The organism is Paenibacillus massiliensis 2301065 = DSM 16942 (assembly GCF_000377505.1).
GTDB classification, from domain to species: domain Bacteria; phylum Bacillota; class Bacilli; order Paenibacillales; family Paenibacillaceae; genus Paenibacillus; species Paenibacillus massiliensis.
In genome coordinates, this window is the sequence record NZ_KB898191.1 from 352,987 (window position 1) to 371,660 (window position 18,674).

At 51.2% G+C, this 18,674-nt stretch carries 15 protein-coding genes; 8 read left to right on the forward strand and 7 right to left on the reverse strand.

Annotated elements, in window-relative coordinates; genetic code table 11:
* Window positions 1–48: 48 nt before the first annotated feature.
* Window positions 49–3,834: a DNA polymerase III subunit alpha gene (locus D328_RS0116230; protein WP_018886078.1), complete on the reverse strand. Its 3,786-nt coding sequence runs from the start codon at window positions 3,832–3,834 to the stop codon at window positions 49–51.
* A 225-nt stretch (window positions 3,835–4,059) separates the two neighbouring features.
* Here D328_RS0116230 and D328_RS0116235 point away from each other — a divergent pair, with 225 nt between their 5' ends.
* Both D328_RS0116235 and D328_RS0116240 read left to right on the forward strand, forming a co-directional pair.
* Entirely contained in the window at window positions 4,060–4,389 is a 330-nt protein-coding gene (locus D328_RS0116235) for a YtrH family sporulation protein (RefSeq protein ID WP_018886079.1), read from the forward strand.
* 3 nt (window positions 4,390–4,392) lie between these two features.
* Window positions 4,393–4,860: a hypothetical protein gene (locus D328_RS0116240; protein WP_026281223.1), complete on the forward strand. Its 468-nt coding sequence runs from the start codon at window positions 4,393–4,395 to the stop codon at window positions 4,858–4,860.
* Between the two features lie 82 nt (window positions 4,861–4,942).
* Here D328_RS0116240 and D328_RS0116245 read toward each other — a convergent pair whose 3' ends face one another.
* The 3 genes from D328_RS0116245 to D328_RS0116255 all read right to left on the reverse strand — a co-directional run bounded on the left by D328_RS0116245 (window position 4,943) and on the right by D328_RS0116255 (window position 7,230).
* Window positions 4,943–6,277, reverse strand: a complete 1,335-nt coding sequence (locus D328_RS0116245; protein ID WP_018886081.1) for a DRTGG domain-containing protein — start codon at window positions 6,275–6,277, stop codon at window positions 4,943–4,945.
* A 215-nt stretch (window positions 6,278–6,492) separates the two neighbouring features.
* Window positions 6,493–6,786, reverse strand: coding sequence for a hypothetical protein (locus tag D328_RS0116250; protein WP_018886082.1), 294 nt, complete (start codon window positions 6,784–6,786; stop codon window positions 6,493–6,495).
* A gap of 99 nt (window positions 6,787–6,885) precedes the next feature.
* Window positions 6,886–7,230, reverse strand: a complete 345-nt coding sequence (locus D328_RS0116255; protein ID WP_018886083.1) for a YlbF family regulator — start codon at window positions 7,228–7,230, stop codon at window positions 6,886–6,888.
* A 159-nt stretch (window positions 7,231–7,389) separates the two neighbouring features.
* On the opposite strand from D328_RS0116255, the gene D328_RS0116260 reads away from it, so the two are divergent.
* Genes D328_RS0116260 through D328_RS0116285 form a run of 6 tightly spaced genes read left to right on the forward strand, consistent with a single transcriptional unit; the run spans window position 7,390 to window position 14,167 of the window.
* Entirely contained in the window at window positions 7,390–8,760 is a 1,371-nt protein-coding gene (locus D328_RS0116260) for a YheC/YheD family endospore coat-associated protein (protein ID WP_018886084.1), read from the forward strand.
* A 25-nt stretch (window positions 8,761–8,785) separates the two neighbouring features.
* Window positions 8,786–10,018, forward strand: a complete 1,233-nt coding sequence (locus D328_RS29315) for a YheC/YheD family endospore coat-associated protein (protein WP_018886085.1) — start codon at window positions 8,786–8,788, stop codon at window positions 10,016–10,018.
* 12 nt (window positions 10,019–10,030) lie between these two features.
* Window positions 10,031–11,404: a YheC/YheD family endospore coat-associated protein gene (locus tag D328_RS0116270; protein ID WP_018886086.1), complete on the forward strand. Its 1,374-nt coding sequence runs from the start codon at window positions 10,031–10,033 to the stop codon at window positions 11,402–11,404.
* Complete coding sequence (locus D328_RS0116275; protein ID WP_018886087.1) at window positions 11,401–12,516, forward strand: YheC/YheD family endospore coat-associated protein; 1,116 nt, start codon at window positions 11,401–11,403, stop codon at window positions 12,514–12,516. The genes D328_RS0116270 and D328_RS0116275 overlap by 4 nt, the downstream gene beginning before the upstream one ends.
* Before the next feature lie 11 nt (window positions 12,517–12,527).
* A complete protein-coding gene (locus tag D328_RS0116280) occupies window positions 12,528–13,046 on the forward strand; it encodes a GNAT family N-acetyltransferase (RefSeq protein WP_018886088.1) in 519 nt (172 codons plus the stop codon).
* Complete coding sequence (locus D328_RS0116285) at window positions 13,028–14,167, forward strand: YheC/YheD family endospore coat-associated protein (protein ID WP_018886089.1); 1,140 nt, start codon at window positions 13,028–13,030, stop codon at window positions 14,165–14,167. Before D328_RS0116280 ends, D328_RS0116285 begins: the two co-directional genes overlap by 19 nt.
* Window positions 14,168–14,265: 98 nt before the next feature.
* Here D328_RS0116285 and D328_RS0116290 read toward each other — a convergent pair whose 3' ends face one another.
* The 3 genes from D328_RS0116290 to D328_RS0116300 form a co-directional block, all read right to left on the reverse strand.
* Window positions 14,266–14,940, reverse strand: coding sequence for an HAD family hydrolase (locus tag D328_RS0116290; protein ID WP_018886090.1), 675 nt, complete (start codon window positions 14,938–14,940; stop codon window positions 14,266–14,268).
* Between the two features lie 96 nt (window positions 14,941–15,036).
* Window positions 15,037–15,252, reverse strand: coding sequence for a hypothetical protein (locus D328_RS0116295; protein ID WP_018886091.1), 216 nt, complete (start codon window positions 15,250–15,252; stop codon window positions 15,037–15,039).
* A 301-nt stretch (window positions 15,253–15,553) separates the two neighbouring features.
* The gene (locus tag D328_RS0116300; RefSeq protein ID WP_233426210.1) at window positions 15,554–18,517 is read right to left on the reverse strand and encodes an S-layer homology domain-containing protein; all 2,964 of its coding nucleotides are present in this window, start codon (window positions 18,515–18,517) and stop codon (window positions 15,554–15,556) included.
* Window positions 18,518–18,674 lie beyond the last annotated feature (157 nt).

An 18,674-nucleotide genomic window follows, 5' to 3' on the forward strand; every position in this document is an offset into this window, starting at 1 on the left:
TGTTCTCATGTGTATGCAGCAGCTTTCTGAATTGTTCTTGCCATAAGCTTACTTCACACGGACTGTGCCTTGGCCCAATAGCTTTTCCAGCTGTTGGAACAGCTCCGGGGAAGGCTTGGTCCGGTAGGCATCACTCAGTGCAAGCAAGCGCTGGCTCCCTTCGTAGAAAAGAACCGTCTGCAGATCACCCTCATGCTTCTCCAGTACAGACTTCACCATGCTCAGCAGTCCAGCATCCGCTTCAGCTTCCTTGGTGATTTTGATAAAGATTCGCTGATCCGAGCCACTCTTTCTGTCTTGCTCCACTCCTGCTCTATCAGATAGATTTGCCTGGTCGTTAGTCTCCCTGCCTGTCCCAGCTCCAATAGCACCCTCGATAGCACGGCTGGCTGCGGCATGGGCCTTGGTAACCCTTTGGCCAGACTCTCCCGAGGACTTCACCAATGCAGATTCATGACGACTGTCGACATTTTGTGCACTTCGTCCATCTGTACGGGAAGCATGATCCAGTACGGCAGAGGACACCTTCTGTGCTGTCACTGCAACGGATGCTGCAGTGACAGCAGCAGGCGGACTGCCCTGCGCACGTCCAGAGGCAGGACGTCTGGAGCTACTGCTCCGGCGTGACAGCAGACGCTGTAGATGCTCTCCACTCAGCGGAGCTACCTCATCGGCAAGCAGCTTGAAGCCCTCGTCCTGCTGCTGCACTCTCGCACGAATGGCAAGCAACGCTCCTTTTTCCACATGCGGACGACTTCTTCTCCAGACTTCAGGAAACAATACGACTTCGCAGCGCTCAATCTGATCCTCCAGCTCCATAAAGGCCATTTCTTTCCCCTGCTTCGTCGTAATCGTCTTCATGGATACGACCATGCCTGCGGTAACGATCACCGACTCATCCGTAGCCTCCGACAGCTGCATGAGCTTGTCTATACCAGCAGCCACCAGCTCCTCGTCCCAGTCATCCAGTGGATGGCCGGACAGATAGAGACCCAGTAGCTCACGCTCCATCTCCAGCTGCTGGCCAGCACTGTAAGGCTGTACGTCAGGATAGTTAATTTCCCAGTTCGGCGTCTCCAGGACATCGAAATCGAACAGCTGAATTTGCAGATCCTCACGCTCCTTGCGCCACTTCAACGCAGCCTCAAGCGTCTCATCAAGCATCGTCAGTAGTTGGGCTCTGTGCCCTGGCAGAGAATCGAAGGCCCCTGCCTGGATCAGTGACTCAATCACTCTCTTGTTGCACACCCGCAGATCTACGCGACGACAGAAATCTAGCAAGCTGTCGAAAGGACGCTCCTTCCGCTCACTTAGAATACTTTCCATAGCCTGCGTTCCGACATTCTTAATGGCTGCAAGTCCGAATCGAATATTCTGCGTTACCGGCGTGAACAGTACACCGCTCTCATTCACGTCTGGCGGCAGCACCTTCATGTTCATGCGTCGACATTCCACGACATACTCCGCCACCTTGCGATGGCTCCCCATCACCGCCGTCAGCATGGAAGCCATGAACTGAACCGGATAATGAGCCTTCAGATAGGCTGTCTGGAAGGCCAATACGCCGTAGGCAGCGGCATGCGCACGCGGGAAGCCGTAATCAGCAAAGCGAACGATCATGTCATAGACCACATCCGCTTCCGCCTCCGTATAGCCCTTGTTGATGCTTCCTGCCACGAAATGCCCCCGCTCTCGGTCAAGCACCTCACGCTTTTTCTTGGATACAGCCCTACGCAGCAGGTCCGCCTCTCCCAGCGAAAAGCCCGCCATTCGGGAAGCAATCTGCATAATCTGCTCCTGATACACGATAATGCCATAAGTATCCTTCAAGACAGGCTCCAGATCAGGGTGGGGATATCGAACCTCTATTGCTCCATGTTTGGCTTGAATGTAGTTCGGAATGAACTCCATTGGACCCGGGCGATACAATGCGAGCACCGAGATAATATCCTCGAAGCTGCTTGGCTTCATATCCTTGAGCACTCTGCGCATCCCTGCAGACTCTAATTGGAACACACCTGTCGTCTCGCCTCGTCCAAGCAGCTCATAGGTTAACGGATCATCATCATTGATTTGATTAAAATCAGGCGTCGTACCATATTCCTCTCCAATCCATCGGAGGCTGCGCTCAATAATGGATAGCGTACGCAAGCCGAGAAAGTCCATCTTGAGAAGGCCAATCGACTCCAGACTCTCCATCGCGTATTGGGTCAGGGGTACGCCTTCTCCTCCCTCCTGCAGTGGCACAGCATCCGTCAGGGGCGAACGCGAAATCACGACACCGGCGGCATGCGTAGACGCATGTCTTGGCATTCCTTCTACCTTCATCGCCATATCGAGCATCGCACGGGTAGCCGGTTTCGTCTCATATAACTCCCGCAGCCCTTCGCTGATCTCCATAGCCTTACGGATATGAATGCCGAGCTGGCCCGGAATGAGCTTCGCTGCCTTGTCTACCTCGCCGTAGGGAACATTCTGCACGCGCCCTACGTCACGCACTGCCGCTCTGGCCGCGAGCGTCCCGAACGTGATAATCTGGGCGACATGCTCCTTGCCGTATTTGGCAACGACATAGTCGATAACCTCATCCCGCCGCTCGTCACTGAAGTCAATATCAATATCCGGCATGCTGATCCGCTCCGGGTTCAGGAAGCGTTCGAAGAGCAGCTGGTATTTCATTGGATCTACATTCGTAATCTTGAGTACATACGCTACGAGGCTACCAGCAGACGAGCCACGTCCTGGCCCGGTTGCAATTCCCTGCTGATGGGCATAAGCGATGAAATCCCAGACGATCAGGAAATAGTCGCTGAAACCCATGCTCTCGATCGTATTCAACTCATAATCAAGCCGCTCCTCCAGCTGTCTGCGTTGCTCCTCATCATGCCAGCGGATATCCTGTGCATAACGATCCTCCAGCCCCTGAAGACACAGAGACCGTAGATACTCGCCAGGAGACATGCTTTCTGGCAGCGGACGATAAGCTGGTAATATATAATGACCGAATTCCAGCTCCAGCTGGCACTCGTCAGCAATAAGCACTGTATTGGCCATGGCTTCTGGCAAATGTGGGAATAAGCGTGCCATCTCCTCAGCACTCTTCATATAGAGCTGATCTGTCGGAATACGGAATCTCTCTTCATCCTCCAGCGTCTTCCCCGTGCCAATGCAGATAAGCACATCCTGAACCTCAGCATCCGGACCCGTCAGATAGTGCACATCATTCGTTAATACGAGTGGAATGTCCAGCTCGCGAGACAGCTCGACCAGCAGTCCATTCACACGCTTCTGGTCGGGCAGCCCATGATCCTGGAGCTCCAGGTAGAAGTGCTCTCCGAAGATGTCCTTGTAGCGTTTCGCTGCTGCCCGCGCCTCGTGCTCCCGGCCATGTAGCAAATGCTGCGGTACCTCGCCTCCTAAGCAGGCGCTCAAGCAGGTGATGCCCTCACCGTAGGTCGCCAGACTTTCCATATCAATACGTGGTTTATAATGAAAGCCCTCCAGATGACCGATGGAGCACAGCTTCATCAGATTCTGGTAGCCCTTCATATTACGTGCGAGCAATATCAAATGATAGATTGGCTGATCCTTGCGGCTGCCACGCTCCTTGCGCGAGCCTGCAGTCAAATAGACCTCGCAGCCAATGATTGGCTTAATGCCTCGTGCCTGACATGCTTTATAGAAAGGTATAGCCCCGTACATAACCCCATGGTCTGTCAGCGCTAAAGCCTTCATTCCGTATGCAGCAGCCTGCTCGACCAGCTCCGTGATCCGGGCTGCACCGTCCAGCAGACTATATTCACTATGCGTATGCAGGTGAACAAATGAACTCATGCGCTTCGCATCCTTTCGGCGCTTGTTGAACAGATCGGTAGGAATGTCTGTTCCCTTTGGAACTATTTTATCATAACCTGGCACCTCGCGCCCATACAATAAAAGTACAGGCTCTATCGTGCCTGATCAAGACTTGGCACAAGGCCATATCGTCAGGACATAAGCAACCATAGAAGTTGGCACAGAGGATCACCACAAGCCAAAAGTGAGAAAGGGAGGGACATGATGAGTACATTTCTAACCAAAGCTATTCTGGATTTCTTCATTGCATTTGGCATTGTGCTGGGCGGGGCTATGCTGGGAGGAGTCGGAGCCGTGATCGCCTTGCAGCCACCTACGCAAACGATGCTGGATATCGCAGGCAAAATTAAAATTTGGGCGCTTGCCGCGGCCGTGGGCGGAACCATTGACCCCATGAGGGTCATTGAGAGCAATGTGCTGGATGGCAATCTTTCACCAGCCATCAAGCAGATTCTATATCTGATCTTTGCTTTCTTGGGGGCACACATGGGGACGGAGCTGGTCAAATGGGTATGTAACGGGGGACGTAGCTAGCATATGAGGAGCTTCTTGAGACAATCAGGTATTTTCGTGCTTGGCATGGTCGCGGGAAGCATTATATACAATGCGATCTGGCATACCAGCTATAACGCGCTCTGGATGCACAATCAGGATTTGCGCATTCAGCTGGACCAGGCAGAGGAGGATAATGAGACTCTGCGCAAGCACAGCAACCGACATAGTGTGATTAAAGAGATTAAGGTCCGGGCTGAGCAGACAAGCGCAGATAAAATCTCGGCGATCGAGGTCAAGGATATACTGCGGCAGATGCATGAGGATCTGGAGGTGCTGCGCGGACGGGATATATTCGAGATTGATACAGACAGCAAGATGGTCCGTGTTCTGCTCAACCGCAAAATATATACCGTACGCGAGAAAGAATACTCCATTCAGGTCAAGACGATGCTAGCGGTAGAAGGCGTGCTGCAAATCTGGGTGGAGATGCGCCCGTATATACGAAGCTAGGACATGAACGCATCACATGAGCATAGAGCCACTCCAAGCGGGAAGCCCTGTCATTCCTGAAATGAGCTGGCCTGATCTTGCTTCACCCATGGTCAATGGAATGCAGGGTCAGCACCGATTTGCAGACGATAAGCTCCTCTCGGAAAATAGAAATCTCCAATCTGCAGGTTCGCCTGCTAACCTCCATCACTGATGAGCGAATGACGACAGCATCCTCAATCTGTACCGGACGGATAAAATAGCTACTGATCTGATCCAGCACATGGTCATTGCCTGTCAGGTCCTTGGCGACGCGGCAGCCCGCCTGGGTCATAATATTGATCAGCACTCCCTCTGAGATCGTACCCAGATTCGTGGCCATCTGCGGAATAATGAAGCCGTTGAACATCAGCTCCCCTTCCGGTCCGCGCTCCTCTGCAAGGCCGCTCCAGATCAGATGATCGAACGTCTCTCCTAGCTGTGGCTGCTTCTGGGCGTCTCGGAGGGCTGTCAGCACCTCCTTGCGAGACACAGACCCAAGCAGCTTGCGATTCCGGTCAATGATCGGCAGGAAATGGATGCCCTCCCAGGTCATAATCTGCGCAGCCGAGGCCAGAGAGGTCTGCAGCAAGGCTGTAATCGGGCTACGAAGAATACACTTCTCAATAGACTGATTACCCTGTAGATGCTGAATATCCTTTCGTCCCACAATGCCGATGAGACGGTTCCATTCATCCACTACTGTGAAACGCTGTTCTCCGGTTGCTTCAGCCAGTGCCTCCAGATCGGCAACGGTGCTGTTGATCTTCAGTGTGTGGGGCTTGCCCTTGCGCGAGACAATATCCTCGACCAGCATAATTTTTTTCTTAATCAGGCGGTCAAATATGGCCCGGTTAATCATAGAGGCTACCGTAAAGGTATCATGACGTGAGGAGATAATCGGCAAATTAAGCTTGTCGGCCAGTTGCTTCACTTCACGGCTTGTACCAAAGCCCCCTGTAATGAGCACACCAGCTCCCTGTTCTAATGCCAAGGAGTGTGCATTCTCTCGGTTACCGACGATGAGCAGGCTACCTGGATCAATATAACGTGCCATGGCATCCACTTTCATCGCACCGATGACATACTTGTGAAGCGGCTGGGCCAGACCCTCGCTACCGCCAAGTACATGCCCCTCAACGATGTTCACCACATCCGCAAAGGTCAGCTGCTCGGAAACTCCACGTGGCCGCTTTTCTACCCGAACCGTTCCGATCCGTTCCTTCGTAATGACAATGCCGAGATTCTCGGCTTCCTTTACAGCACGGTAGGCGGTCCCTTCGCTAACAGCCATCTCCTTGGCCAATCTGCGGACCGATATTTTGGTGCCCACCTTCAGCTGTTCAATATGTCGTAATAGCTGTTCATGCTTCGTGACCGTTTCGTCGAACCCCTGCACAACTGTTACACCCCCTGCGAGCAATCTGTATTAATCTGTACTCATTATATCATATCCACCTCCATTTCAAAGATAGGTATGTCACCTTCTCAGCTCAGCGTAGGTTCATCAAATAGCCTATCCCCGTATCCTCCCGGTCAATAGCAAACAAGCCAGCAGAACAAGATACATATCTTGTCCTACCAGCTTGGTACATTAGATTAAGCTTCAGCCCTTCAAGAGGACTTGCCTCTAAGAGCATCCTGCTGCTCCTCATCCCATTTCAGCTGCCATTGCTGCAGCTTGGCCTTGCGCACTCGCTCTAACGCTGCCCGTTTCTCCTCATCCACACCCAGCAGAAAATGCAGGTTGGCACCGATCACCATCAGCGAGAATAACACCCATACAGCTCCGAATAGCTCTACCAGTCCCATTTCTCCACCAAAAGGAATTCGCGGCAGTGCGATAATGAGCATCGCTAGAGCAATCAGTAAATATAAGCCATGCTTCCACTTCTTAAAAGACTTCATATCCTAACCTTCCTCCCACCTGAGACTTAGGAAAGCTGTACTCGCTTCCTACTCTATGTTTCTAGTCTATGAGGAAGTCGGACAAGATATGAGTCAATCTTATTGAGAAGTGCCGTACAAATGCTGCAGGCTTTCCGTAATGATCTTGTTGACATCCTCAATAATGACGCTCAGACGGCGCTCCGCATCAAATAGACGACGGACGTTAAGATTGCTGCTAAGCACCTCGAAAAGCTTCTCCATGCTCTCAATCTCTTCTTGCTGCGGCATATCTCCACTCATCATCCGCTGCTGCACGTCCATCTGGCGTTGTCTGAACTCGTCCAGCATGCGCTTGGCTTCGGGATCTGCATCGACCAGCTTCATCGCTGCCGTAATCTCTTCTACCTCACCGCTCTCCTTGAGAGCCTTTGCCAAATCATGCGCCTTGTCATAAATACTCATTCTTCTTCATCCTCCCTAACATTGTTGAAGCACCATTCAATTTAACGGATTAGGTCAATCACCAAGGTATATATGTCCTCATATGATGAACTACATGCAATGTGCTGACGCAGCCCATACAGCCTTAACCTCTAGTTGCTGCCTGGAAGGAGATCCACGATGTCCAGTAAAAAAGTATCGGTTCAAGTCATCGGATCGGGCCTGCTGCAGGATGACGTTCTTATGATCAGTGATCAACTGCTGAAGCTATGGAAGATTCAGACCGGGCATCCTCTGCAGCTCGTATTCGGCTCATTCCGCCAAGAGATCACAGCTATATCTGCACCTGGAATACATGGCATCCGCATGGGGAATGCCCTTGCACATAAGCTGGGTCTGACTTCCAGCAGTGTCCTGCGCGTCTCCTGCCATACTCCCAGTCGAACCCTGCGCATGGGGCCGCTGATTGGCGTCCTGATTAGCCGGGATTTTCCGGATCAGACGGACAGACCATTCGGTACAATCACCCATTTTTGTCGTGAGCTGGCCGGTGCTTGCACTAAACAGGGCGCTTATGTCTACTTCTTCACACCCGATCATATTCGTTCCCATCCCGGTCACGTTGACGGCTGGGTCTACGATGGGTCTTGGAAAAAAGCGGTTCTGCCTACGGCAGATGTAGTCAACAATCGGCTTACCTCACGCAAGCTCGAGAACAAACCTAGCGTACAGTATTTCATGAAAGAAGTAAAATTACGGTATGGTTCGACGGTCTTCAACGAGAAATTTCTGGATAAGAATGAGGTCTTTGACGCCCTGAAGCACAACAAAGAGCTAAGACGCTATCTGCCAGAATCTCACCTGCTGGATAATTACCTTACCTTTAAGAAAATGTGCTCTACCTACAGCAGCGTGTTCCTGAAGCCCGTACGAGGTAGTCTTGGCAAAGGCATCATTCGGATCACCAAAAATGTAGACGGCACCTTCACTACACTTACGACATCCACCAGTGCACCGAAGAAGCAGGTCTATCCCAGTATCGTAAAAATGTTCTCAGGCATCTCGGGAAAAATGAAAACGACCCGCTATCAGATCCAGCAAGGTCTTCCGCTCATTGACCACAGCAAACGCCCCGTTGATTTTCGCGCTCTGGTGCAGAAGAACAAGAAGGGCGTCTGGAGTGTCACCTCGATTGTGGCTCGGATCGCGGGAGGAAGTCATTTCGTCTCGAATCTGGCACGAGGTGGCTCACTCAGTACCGTTAAGGAGGCCGTCGCCAAGACTTCCTTGTCTTCTTCAGTCAAGAGCAACGCCTATCAAGCATTGAAGACAGCCGCACTTGCGATTGCATCCGGTGTGGAGCAGTCGATCCCTGCCCATTTTGGTGAATTGGGAATAGACCTTGCATTGGATACTTCAGGCCATGTCTGGCTAATTGAGGTGAACTCCAAGCCATCCAAGAATGACAACACACCGCTGGGTGACCAGAAAATTCGCCCTTCGGTCAAAAAAATGATTGATTACTGCTGTTATTTGGCTGAATTGCATTGACAGCGGTGCAAGGAGGCTGATATCCATGTCCGTACACGCTGAAGCTGCTGCTCCTCATCGCATACTGGGAGTCATCGTGAACCGAAGAACAGGATCGCCACCCATCGCCGAAGCTGTATTCTGCCGCCGACTTTGCCAATCTGGAAGGCGCTATGGACTAACTGTACTCATCTTCACAGCGGATGGCATTGAGCCACAGCACGGCTCGATATCCGGTTACATCTACCGGGACAAAAGGTGGATCAGGAGTCGCATAACTCTGCCCGATCTGATCTACGATCGGCAGTCCGGGAGCGAACGACGTGCTTCCAGCCGCCTAGGTCTCCAGCGGTTAGCGGAGCAAGCAGCCCGACCACTGCGCTACTGGTCTAGAGGATTACCCGGAAAATGGCATGTGTATAAGAAGCTTGCCACCGATTACCAACTTCGTCCCGTGCTACCCCCTACGCTTCCTTACTATGGGGGGAGGCTGCTGCGCGACAAGCTCCAGCAACAGCCCAGACTGTTCCTGAAGCCTCAAGCTGGTACTCACGGTAAAGGTGTGCTAGCCGTGGTGTCCTCCCCGGACGGGAAGTACCTGTCGGTAGCTGGCCGCAACCACCGTAACCAGTCATTCAGCCTTCGTTTCCAGAGCCTGGATACAGCAATCGACTGGGTAGACGAATATATTGCCGGGCAGCGCTATATTGTGCAGCCCTTCCTTGACCTGAGGGGCCGGGGGGGCAGGCCGTTTGACGTGCGTGCCTTGGTCCAGAAGAACCTTGCGGGCATCTGGACCCTGACTGGACTTGTGGTCCGGGAAGGTAACAACCCGAAGGGGCTAACCTCCAATCTCCATGGTGGAGGAAGCGCTCATCAAGCTCTTGCTTATCTGGAGGAGCTGTTTGGGCAAGAGATGGCAGCGATTCTTGTGCAGAGATTAGAGATGCTTGCACTCAAGCTTCCCAGTCTGATTGAGGCGCACTACGGCAGTCTCGGGGAGCTTGGAATTGACTTTGGCGTAGACACCTCTCGCCGCATCTGGCTATTGGAGGTCAATTCAAGGCCTGGCAGATCAGCCTTTTTCGGACTAGAGGACCTGACAAGTGCCCGCCAATCCATATATCGCCCCCTGCAATACGCCCGCTATTTAATAGGGAAGCACGATCGACAAGACAGGATGACAGCAAGCCATTCACCAGAAGCTCATTTCCAAGTCAACAGCCCAGCTGACCCGGCTGCCGCATTGCCACGCGGGCCCTATAGGCTGTCGGGATAGGAGGATAAATAGATGAGTTTGACCCATTGTAATGTTCACTTTACGGGACAGCCCGAGAAGGTTGTGTATATTTCGACCAACCTGATGAAGAGCCTCAACCTTGCAGGTGGCAAACAGATCCATCTGCGGCTTGGCAGAGGCCGAATTCCGGCTGCTGTTCGTACCATTCGGAAGCCCGGCAAGCATCTATACCTGGCTAATGGCATCCGCAATGCCATTAATATCCCCAAGGCAGGTACTGTCTACCTGCGAAATACACAGAACGGCGTCGTACAGCTCGGGCCACTAATCGGTGTACTGTCCGATGGCTCCGGGTCGACAAGCCAGCCCTTCGGCTCGCGAACCGGCTTTATCAGACAGCTGCTGCGAGAGGGGAACAAGCGAGCCTATATATTTGCCTTTGCACCAAGGGACATTGATTGGAACAAGGAGACCGTGAATGGCTACTTTCTGAGCGATAAAGGAGAGTTCACGCGCAAGAGGGTGCCTCTTCCGGATGTCGTCTATAATCGGCTGCCCAGTCGAAAATTCGACTTCTCGCCCTCCACGAACATGCTGCGGGAGCGATTCATTCGCAAGAAAATTCCGTTCTTCAACTGGAGCTTCTTCAACAAATCGGATATTTACAGGTTGCTTGAGAATATGCCGTCAGTCAGCAAATATATACCAGAATCTTATATGAATCCGACCAGAGATCAGATTGCCCAGGTTCTGCAGCGTCATCAAATGGCTTACTACAAGCCTAGTGCAGGCAGCCTTGGGAAAGGTATCTATAAATTAACCTACACGCCGCAGAAGGGATATTATCTTCGCTACAGGCGCGGGGGCAGTAATGCACTGCTGCGCTTCTCTTCCTTTGACAAATTGATGCGAATGCTTCAGGCCAGACTGGGTCAATCCATGCGAGGCTATGTCGTTCAGCAGGGAATCCATTTGATTGAGCTGGATGAGTGTCCGATTGACTTCCGATTCCACATGCACAAGAACGGCTCCAATCAATGGGTGGTCGTCGGCATTGGCGCCAAGAAGGCTGGAAAAGGTAGTGTAACGACGCATATCAAAAATGGCGGCTCACTTCTAACCCCTGAACGGGCGCTCAGTCGCAGCTTCGGGTCTCGTTCAGGCGAAGTACTTCAGAATATGAAGCGGATTGCGGTTATCCTTGCACAGGCAATTGAGTCCCAGCATAAGCATCTACTTGGAGAAATCGGATTTGACCTGGGCATTGACCACAACGAGCAGGTCTGGATGTTCGAGGCTAATGCCAAGCCAGGCCGCTCGATCTTCCACCATCCCTCGCTGCGCTCTGAAGGAAAAGCATCCATTGACCACATTCTGGATCATTGCCTTTACCTGAGTAAGTTCCAGGGGAGGGAGGACGCGTGAACATTCGCATGGAGGAGAGGCTAGTCTTCGCTATTCTGACCGTTCGAGGCACCGGTAAAAAATTGAAGGGAAATCTGGATAACTTTCAGGATATATGGGAGAAAGGAACATCCTTGGGGAATCTGGTGTATATCGTAACAGCCAAGGATCTGGTACTGTCCGGTGGTACTGTCCGCGGATATACCTTCAACGAGAGTAAGGGGACGTGGGAGCCTGGTCGCTTCCCTCTCCCCCATGTCGTCTATAATCGCATTCCTAATCGTAGCCAAGAGAGCAGACCTTCTGTACGACGCAAGCTAAGAGAATTGGGTAAACGAAAAGATATTGCCATGTATAACCCCAGCTTCTTCAACAAGTGGAACCTATTTCAGTGGCTTAAATCCTCCAAAAATACTCGCAAATTCATACCAGCTACCCGGAAGCTGAATAATGCGAGCGGTCTGGAGGAAATGCTGCAGGAATTTCCCTTTCTGTATCTCAAGCCGGAAAGCGGCAAGGCCGGCAAAGGTATCATGCTGTTGAAGTATAACAAGGAGCAATTGCTGCCCTATCGGCTGAAGATCCAATCTACTCGGAAGAGCACAACGTACAAGACTGGAAATCTCCAAAAGCTCTGGGCGAGGATTCGCAAGGAGACAGGTAGCACACCATATATTTTCCAGCAAGGAATTGAGCTTACACTCTATCGCAAGCGTCCGTTCGATCTACGTGTGCTGGTCCAGAAGAATGAGCGTGGTCACTGGAGCGTCACCGGAATCGGTGCTCGACTGGCAGGGGCACGAAGCATTACCACTCATGTCCCGCGCGGAGGAAGCGTAGAGAATCCAGAGACGCTGTTGTCCAGACTCTTTGGCTCCGACATGAGCAACACACTGCTGCAGCGCGTCTACAGTTCCGCCACACAGATTGCACGTCAGGTTGAGATTGGAGCAGGCGCAAGCCTTGGGGAGATGTCCATGGACCTTGGCGTCGATGGGTCAGGGAACTTGTGGTTCTTCGAGGCCAATGCGAAGCCCATGAAATTCGATGAGTCGGACATCCGCCGTAAATCGTTGGAGCGCATCTTCGAATACAGCTCATATCTGGCCAATCAGCTCAAAACAGGCGGTTAGGAGGTGACAACTTGACGCACATTGCGACCATGGAGGAATACTCGACAGACAATTGGATTATACAACGACGAAGTCTTTTACAATTCGCCCGAAGATGCGGGGGCCTGCGGATCAGCAGAGAGCTGCTGCGACCGCTAGCTACCTTGTCGACAGAACAACTGAACGAGGAAGGAGCCTCCCTCTTGTATGCCTATGTGCGTACAGAGCAGGGACCTCAAATAGCCGGCTTTTGTCTGGCTGTAGGGTTCGGTCATGAGCTATGCATGGTTGTCATCAGACCGCTATACCGTGGCCGTGGACTAGGAAGACGCTTGTTGCAGGAGCAGCTGTCACGGCTTGAATATCTGGTCTGTACCGTGGATCATGATCACACCGCTGCTAAAAAAATGTGCTATCATGCTGGACTTACTGCTACAGGTATTACTAGTCGTCCAGGAGGTAAGACCGTAATCGTGTATGAAGGGAAGCTGGATCAAGCTGAACGCCCTCCCTTCAAGGAAGGGGCATTACCATGGCTGAAGCTGTCCTAGGCATCATGACGCTCTACATTAATAAAAACAAACAGATTGAGGACCGTCAGGTCTATCAGCGCATGATTACGGAAGGCCGACGGATGGGACTGGAGGTATTCGTATTCACCCCATCCGACTTACACCCTACCAAGAAAATGCTGCTTGCTCAGGATTACGATCCTGTTCGTGGAGCCTGGACTCGCTCCTGGCGTGCTTTCCCACAAATGATCTATGATCGGTGTCGGATACAGCGAGGAAGCCGCTTCGAGCAGTTGAAGCGATTCCGTAGACAATATGGGCATCTGACCTTTCTGAATCGTCCACTCCGCAACAAATGGACCGTTCATCAGGCCCTGGCGGCTGTACCTGAGTTCTATCCTCATCTACCCGCGACACGTCTGTTCCATCAATTCAGTGACGTACGCGAGATGCTGAAGCACAATTCACTCCTCTACCTCAAGCCCATCAATGGTACTGGCGGGAGAGGGGTACTACGCATCGAACCCGTTCCAGGCAAAACAAATCTGTATCTGGTTCAGGGAAGGGACCTGCAACGCAGGATCATCCCACCGAAGAGAATACCCATTGAAAAGCTCAAATCTGCACTTTCCAGCTGGAATATGCACAACTACCTCATTCAAGAGGGTATACCGATCATGCTGGGCAACGGACGGGTGCATGATTACCGGATGCTCGTACAGAAGAATGGGCAGGGACAATGGGAATTTACCGGGGGTGCTGGCAGGGTCGGTCCCCCCCGCAGTGTAACCTCCAATTTGCACGGAGGTGGAAATGCCGTTTCGATGCAAGAATTACTGAAGCAATGGATACCGGATGAGAATATTCGGCGTGAAGTCAGACACAATGCGGAGAAGCTCAGTGTGGCTATCGCTATCTACCTGGAGAATTTGTACGGTGCATTGTGCGAGCTCGCTCTGGATCTGGCTATCAACAAGCATGGTCACATTTATGTACTGGAGGTCAATCCCAAGCCTGCTCGTGAGGTATTCTCAAAGATCGGTGAGAAAGATATCTATCGACTTGCGATCGTGCGGCCACTGGAATATGCACTGTGGATCCACCGCAACAAACTGGCTTCCACCACGGTTGCTGGAAGAAGACGAAGAGTCCCCCGCTAGACAAGGGACTCTTCTATACATATTATTTATATCGTTACTTATTATTCATATCGTCACATACTATTCATAGCATGTGTTCCGATTGTTGTCAGCTACAACTACTTCGCCGATGAGTATAGCGCCAGCAGCTCTGTAAAATCCTTAATGATTACATCTGAGCCACGCAGCTCCTCACCGCCTCCGAAGCCAGCATAGGCACAACCGACGACAGTCTGACCATTCTCCTTGCCTGCCTCCACATCCGAGGAGCGGTCACCCACCATCCAGGCGTTGGACAGACCATGGTGATCCAGCAGCAGCTTCACCAGATCGACCTTTGTGGCCGTATTGTATTGTCCCGCACTGTAGACCCCTTCGAACAATGGCATGATTTCATGGGCAGCCGCTACTCCTTTCACATAATCCTCCAGGCCGTTACTTGCCACGAACAACCGTACTCCTTGATCATGAAGAGCTTGCAGCGTCTCCTTCACCTGCGGGTACAACTGATGTGTTCCTTGCTCCTTCAAGCCCTCCATCTCCAGCTCCAGCAACAGAATATCGGCTCGTGCCCGCGCCGCGTCACTGGCGTCCGGCATTACCTTCATCCAAATGTCGCTAAGCAGCATACCGAGACTGTTCATCATTCGCTCCTCTGGTGGCGTATCTCCCTCGAACAGTCCCTCTGCCCGTAGTTGGGCAAATAGTTTGTGGTAGACGGGACTTAGAAGCGTCTCGGTCTGAAATAACGTACCATCCATATCAAAAATCATCGCTTCTGGCTTGGTCAACATCTTAGTCATTGGGTTCTTATCGTCCTTCCTCCAACATGGCTATATGTCATTAGCTTATCATAAGCCATCTGGCCATGGAACTTTCGTTGTTAAACGTTAGTCAACTACATGGGCAGCAGCCCTGAATTCATACTGATCGCGTTCATACACTTTGCCAGCGATGGTCACCGAATCTGGTGCAATGCGCTCTACTGTGCCACCGAAATCCTCAAAGGTTGTCCGGCACGTCTCATCCACAGACACGATATATACGCGCAGCTGTGTCATGGCAGCAGCAAACAGCTCCATATCCGTTCTCAGCGTCTTATACATACGATTCACCCTGCTCACCTCGGTTCGTTACATGCTTTGAACGATTGCCCATCAGTTAATCCAACCTTAACTGTTACTAATTTCTTGCTGCTGTTGTTCACTTCCTGCTGCTCTTCTTCACTTCCTGCTACTCTTGTTGAATTCTTGTTACGTATGATAAAGCAATTCAGTCCATGATTTCAACAGAATAATTATTCTTGTTCATGAAAAACCAGCCGTCATGAACTGACGACTGGCTTCTTGGTTGTTCAGGCATTTCTGATGGCATTTCTAACGGCATTCTAATTTAGATCAGAGTTGTTTAGATCAGACTTGCAAACTTAAGAATTCTTTCGATCAATGCTGCCGTCTCTGCACGGCTCACTGGGGATTGACTATTCAGCATTCCTGCTTGATCCCCCTGCACAATACCTTGTTGTACAGCGAACCCTACGGCGGCACTAGCCCATGAAGATACGAGATCCCCATCCTGATACGACTCAAGCTCAGACAGGCTATTGGCGGCTGTGTCCACATGTGCCAGCTTTACAGCACGAATGAGGATTGCGACCGCTTCCTCGCGGCTAATGTTCCGATTAGGCTTGAAGGAGCCATCATCATATCCGGTGAGGAGTCCATATGCAGAAGCCGTATTGACATAATCCTGATACCAGGCATTCTGGTCCACATCGCTAAATGTCTTGCCTACCCGCGATTGGTCTTGAAGCCCGAATGCACGTACAGCAATTGTCGCAAATTCAGCACGGGTTATCTCACGATTAGGCTCGAAGCTTGAAGCACTGGTGCCTTCAACGACAAGTCTGGATGCCATGTTCACAATGGCGCCATTCGCCCAATGATTCACCGTATCAGCAAAGCCCTCTTCATTCCAAATTAGCGCATACGTCCCGCTGCTGAGCAAGCTGTTAATTTGTGCATAATATCGACCATTCAGTTGTATAACCTTAGTTGGCACGTGCATGAAGGATACCTGGGATTCATCGTACACAATACCTGTGGTAATACGATTAGGATCGTATCCTGCTGGCAATAAAATAAGCGATTTTGCATATTCCTCAAAATCTGGCACAGTGATTTGTACCCCTTGATACTCTGCTGTCACAGCAAAATGGATTGCCGTTCCTACCAAGGTGAGATTTCGAGCAGCTGCAGCCCGCTCAATGGCCTGCATTTGTGCTGTGTTATCACCGGAAACGGTGATGCTATAATGAAGGCTTTGCAACTCCGTTGCTGCGCCATATTGATTAGCGATTCTGTCCGTATGAAGCTGTCTGGCTTGCAGAATCGTGCTACCTTGCCCTGCATTGATTTCGATAGAACCATCTTGTTTCTCAAGCCACTGAGTAAGCTTGGCATCCAGTTGTGTCCTAACCGTATTCTCACTTGCAGAATTGATGACGAGTTTGTTTCGTCCAGTCTTTTCGAGCACAGAGATTGCTTTGTCGCTGTCCACTTGAACAACAGTCACCTGTTCTCCGTTTTCATTTTGCACCGTAGTCGAAGCGATCGTGTCACCAGTTACTTCGTCTTTGACTTCGGAGCCATCATGATCTGACGATGAAGACTGATCATCTGTCGTACCTGGAGCAGAGTTATTGGTTCCGCCTCCGCCACCACCGTTGTCTCCACTACCAGAATTGTCGTCGTTGCTGCTTCTAGTCCTTACGTTCACGACAATATCAATGGATTTACCTGCATATTCAATAGTAATTACCGTACTGCCCTTAGACACTGCAGTAATTAGTCCATGCTCATTGACTGTAGCAACGTTCGGATTGGATGAAGTATACGTTACTCCTTCGCTTACGACCTTGTGGCTTCCATCTTCATACACCGCTTGTGTTACCGTTTGCTGCGTTTCACCCTTTAATAGGTTGTATGACGCATTATCTACAGACAGATTGGTAACGGCAGGTGGACTATACAGTACATTGACAATGGCCGCAGCAGACATTCCGTTGTAGACCGCTGTAATGACGGAAGTCCCCTCGGCGAGTCCAGTCACCAGACCATCGGTGTTCACAGTAGCTATTTGAGGCTCCGATGAGCTGAACGTTACCCCGCTTGTGATGACATATGAGGAGTTGTCTTCCTCGTATACACCTGTAACAACAGTTTGATGTGTGTCATTCAACTGCAGGTTGTAGCTAGAGCTGTCCAATGTGATAGGAGGCTTGGTAGGTGTACGGAAGCCCTTCATCTCGCTTGCGTATGTGATTCCATAGCGATCTATCGCATATGCGCGATAACTATAGTTGGCATCAGGTGCAAGGTTGGCCGCCTTAATGGAGTAATTCCCCGCACCACCCGCTGTGCTTGCATACCTGATAGCATGAGAGTTGGAATCATACACCTCAATACCACGTTCTGTCACAGGGTTCTTGCCTTGTATGACTACTTCACCTGAGAGCTCCGCATAGCTTGAGGTGATGGTGTTCACATCCCCTGTTGCTACGATTGGAGCTGATTGTAACGTCCAGGTCTCGTTGATGATGGAACCCATCACTTCTGAATAACCACCAAATGAGAAGAGCTGGTCACGCTTCGGGTCATACACCATAGCAACATGACCACGCTTGTTGGTGACAAGAGGCTGTTGGCTCCAGTCTGTCCCGCTCCAGAACCAGGTATCATCGTTCATTCGTCCGCCGGATCCCAGTATTTCGCCGCCGAACAGGATGATATGCGCACCATCATAGGCTAGACCATAGGCCATCCGTATGTTTGGGGCACTTGTGGTTATGTGTTGAGTCCAGTCTACGCCGTCCCAAGTCCACGTATCGTTAAGAAAACCTCCGCTAGAGTTTCCACCGAACATCACAAGATTCTGATTGGCCGGATCGTAGGCCATTTGCCCGAAAGCACGGGGAGTTGGGCTCGTTGAAGGTGCTTGTTGAACCCAGTTACCTCCATCCCACACCCATGTTTCATTGGTAGGCCCTGTCTGAGACTGACCACCGAAAAAGACAATATTACCATTTTTTTCATCCGTGGCCATATACGGAACTCCCCGAAGTCCAGGGCTAGCAGAAGGCGTCAGCTCCTGCCAATCAGTGCCTGTCCAGGTCCAGGTATCTCCGAGAAAATTCGTCCGACCATCTCCGCCATACATAATAATCCGATTTGAAATGGGGTCATATGCCATACCACCACCACTTCTTGCAGGCGGCGTGACCGTGGGGTGGAGCTGCTCCCAGTTCTCCCCATCCCATGTCCATGTGTCATTAACACGAATGGTAGAGCCTCCTACGTAACCTCCAAACATGAGAATTTTCTCACTTCTTGGGTCATAGGCCATCAAGGGAGCTGTTCTCGCTTGAGGTAGAGTCGTCGGATATCTCTCTGTCCAGACATAATTCTCTGTCGTAGCTAAGGAAGCTGAAGTAGCTCCTACTTGCGACATCAAAATACTGACCGGTAGG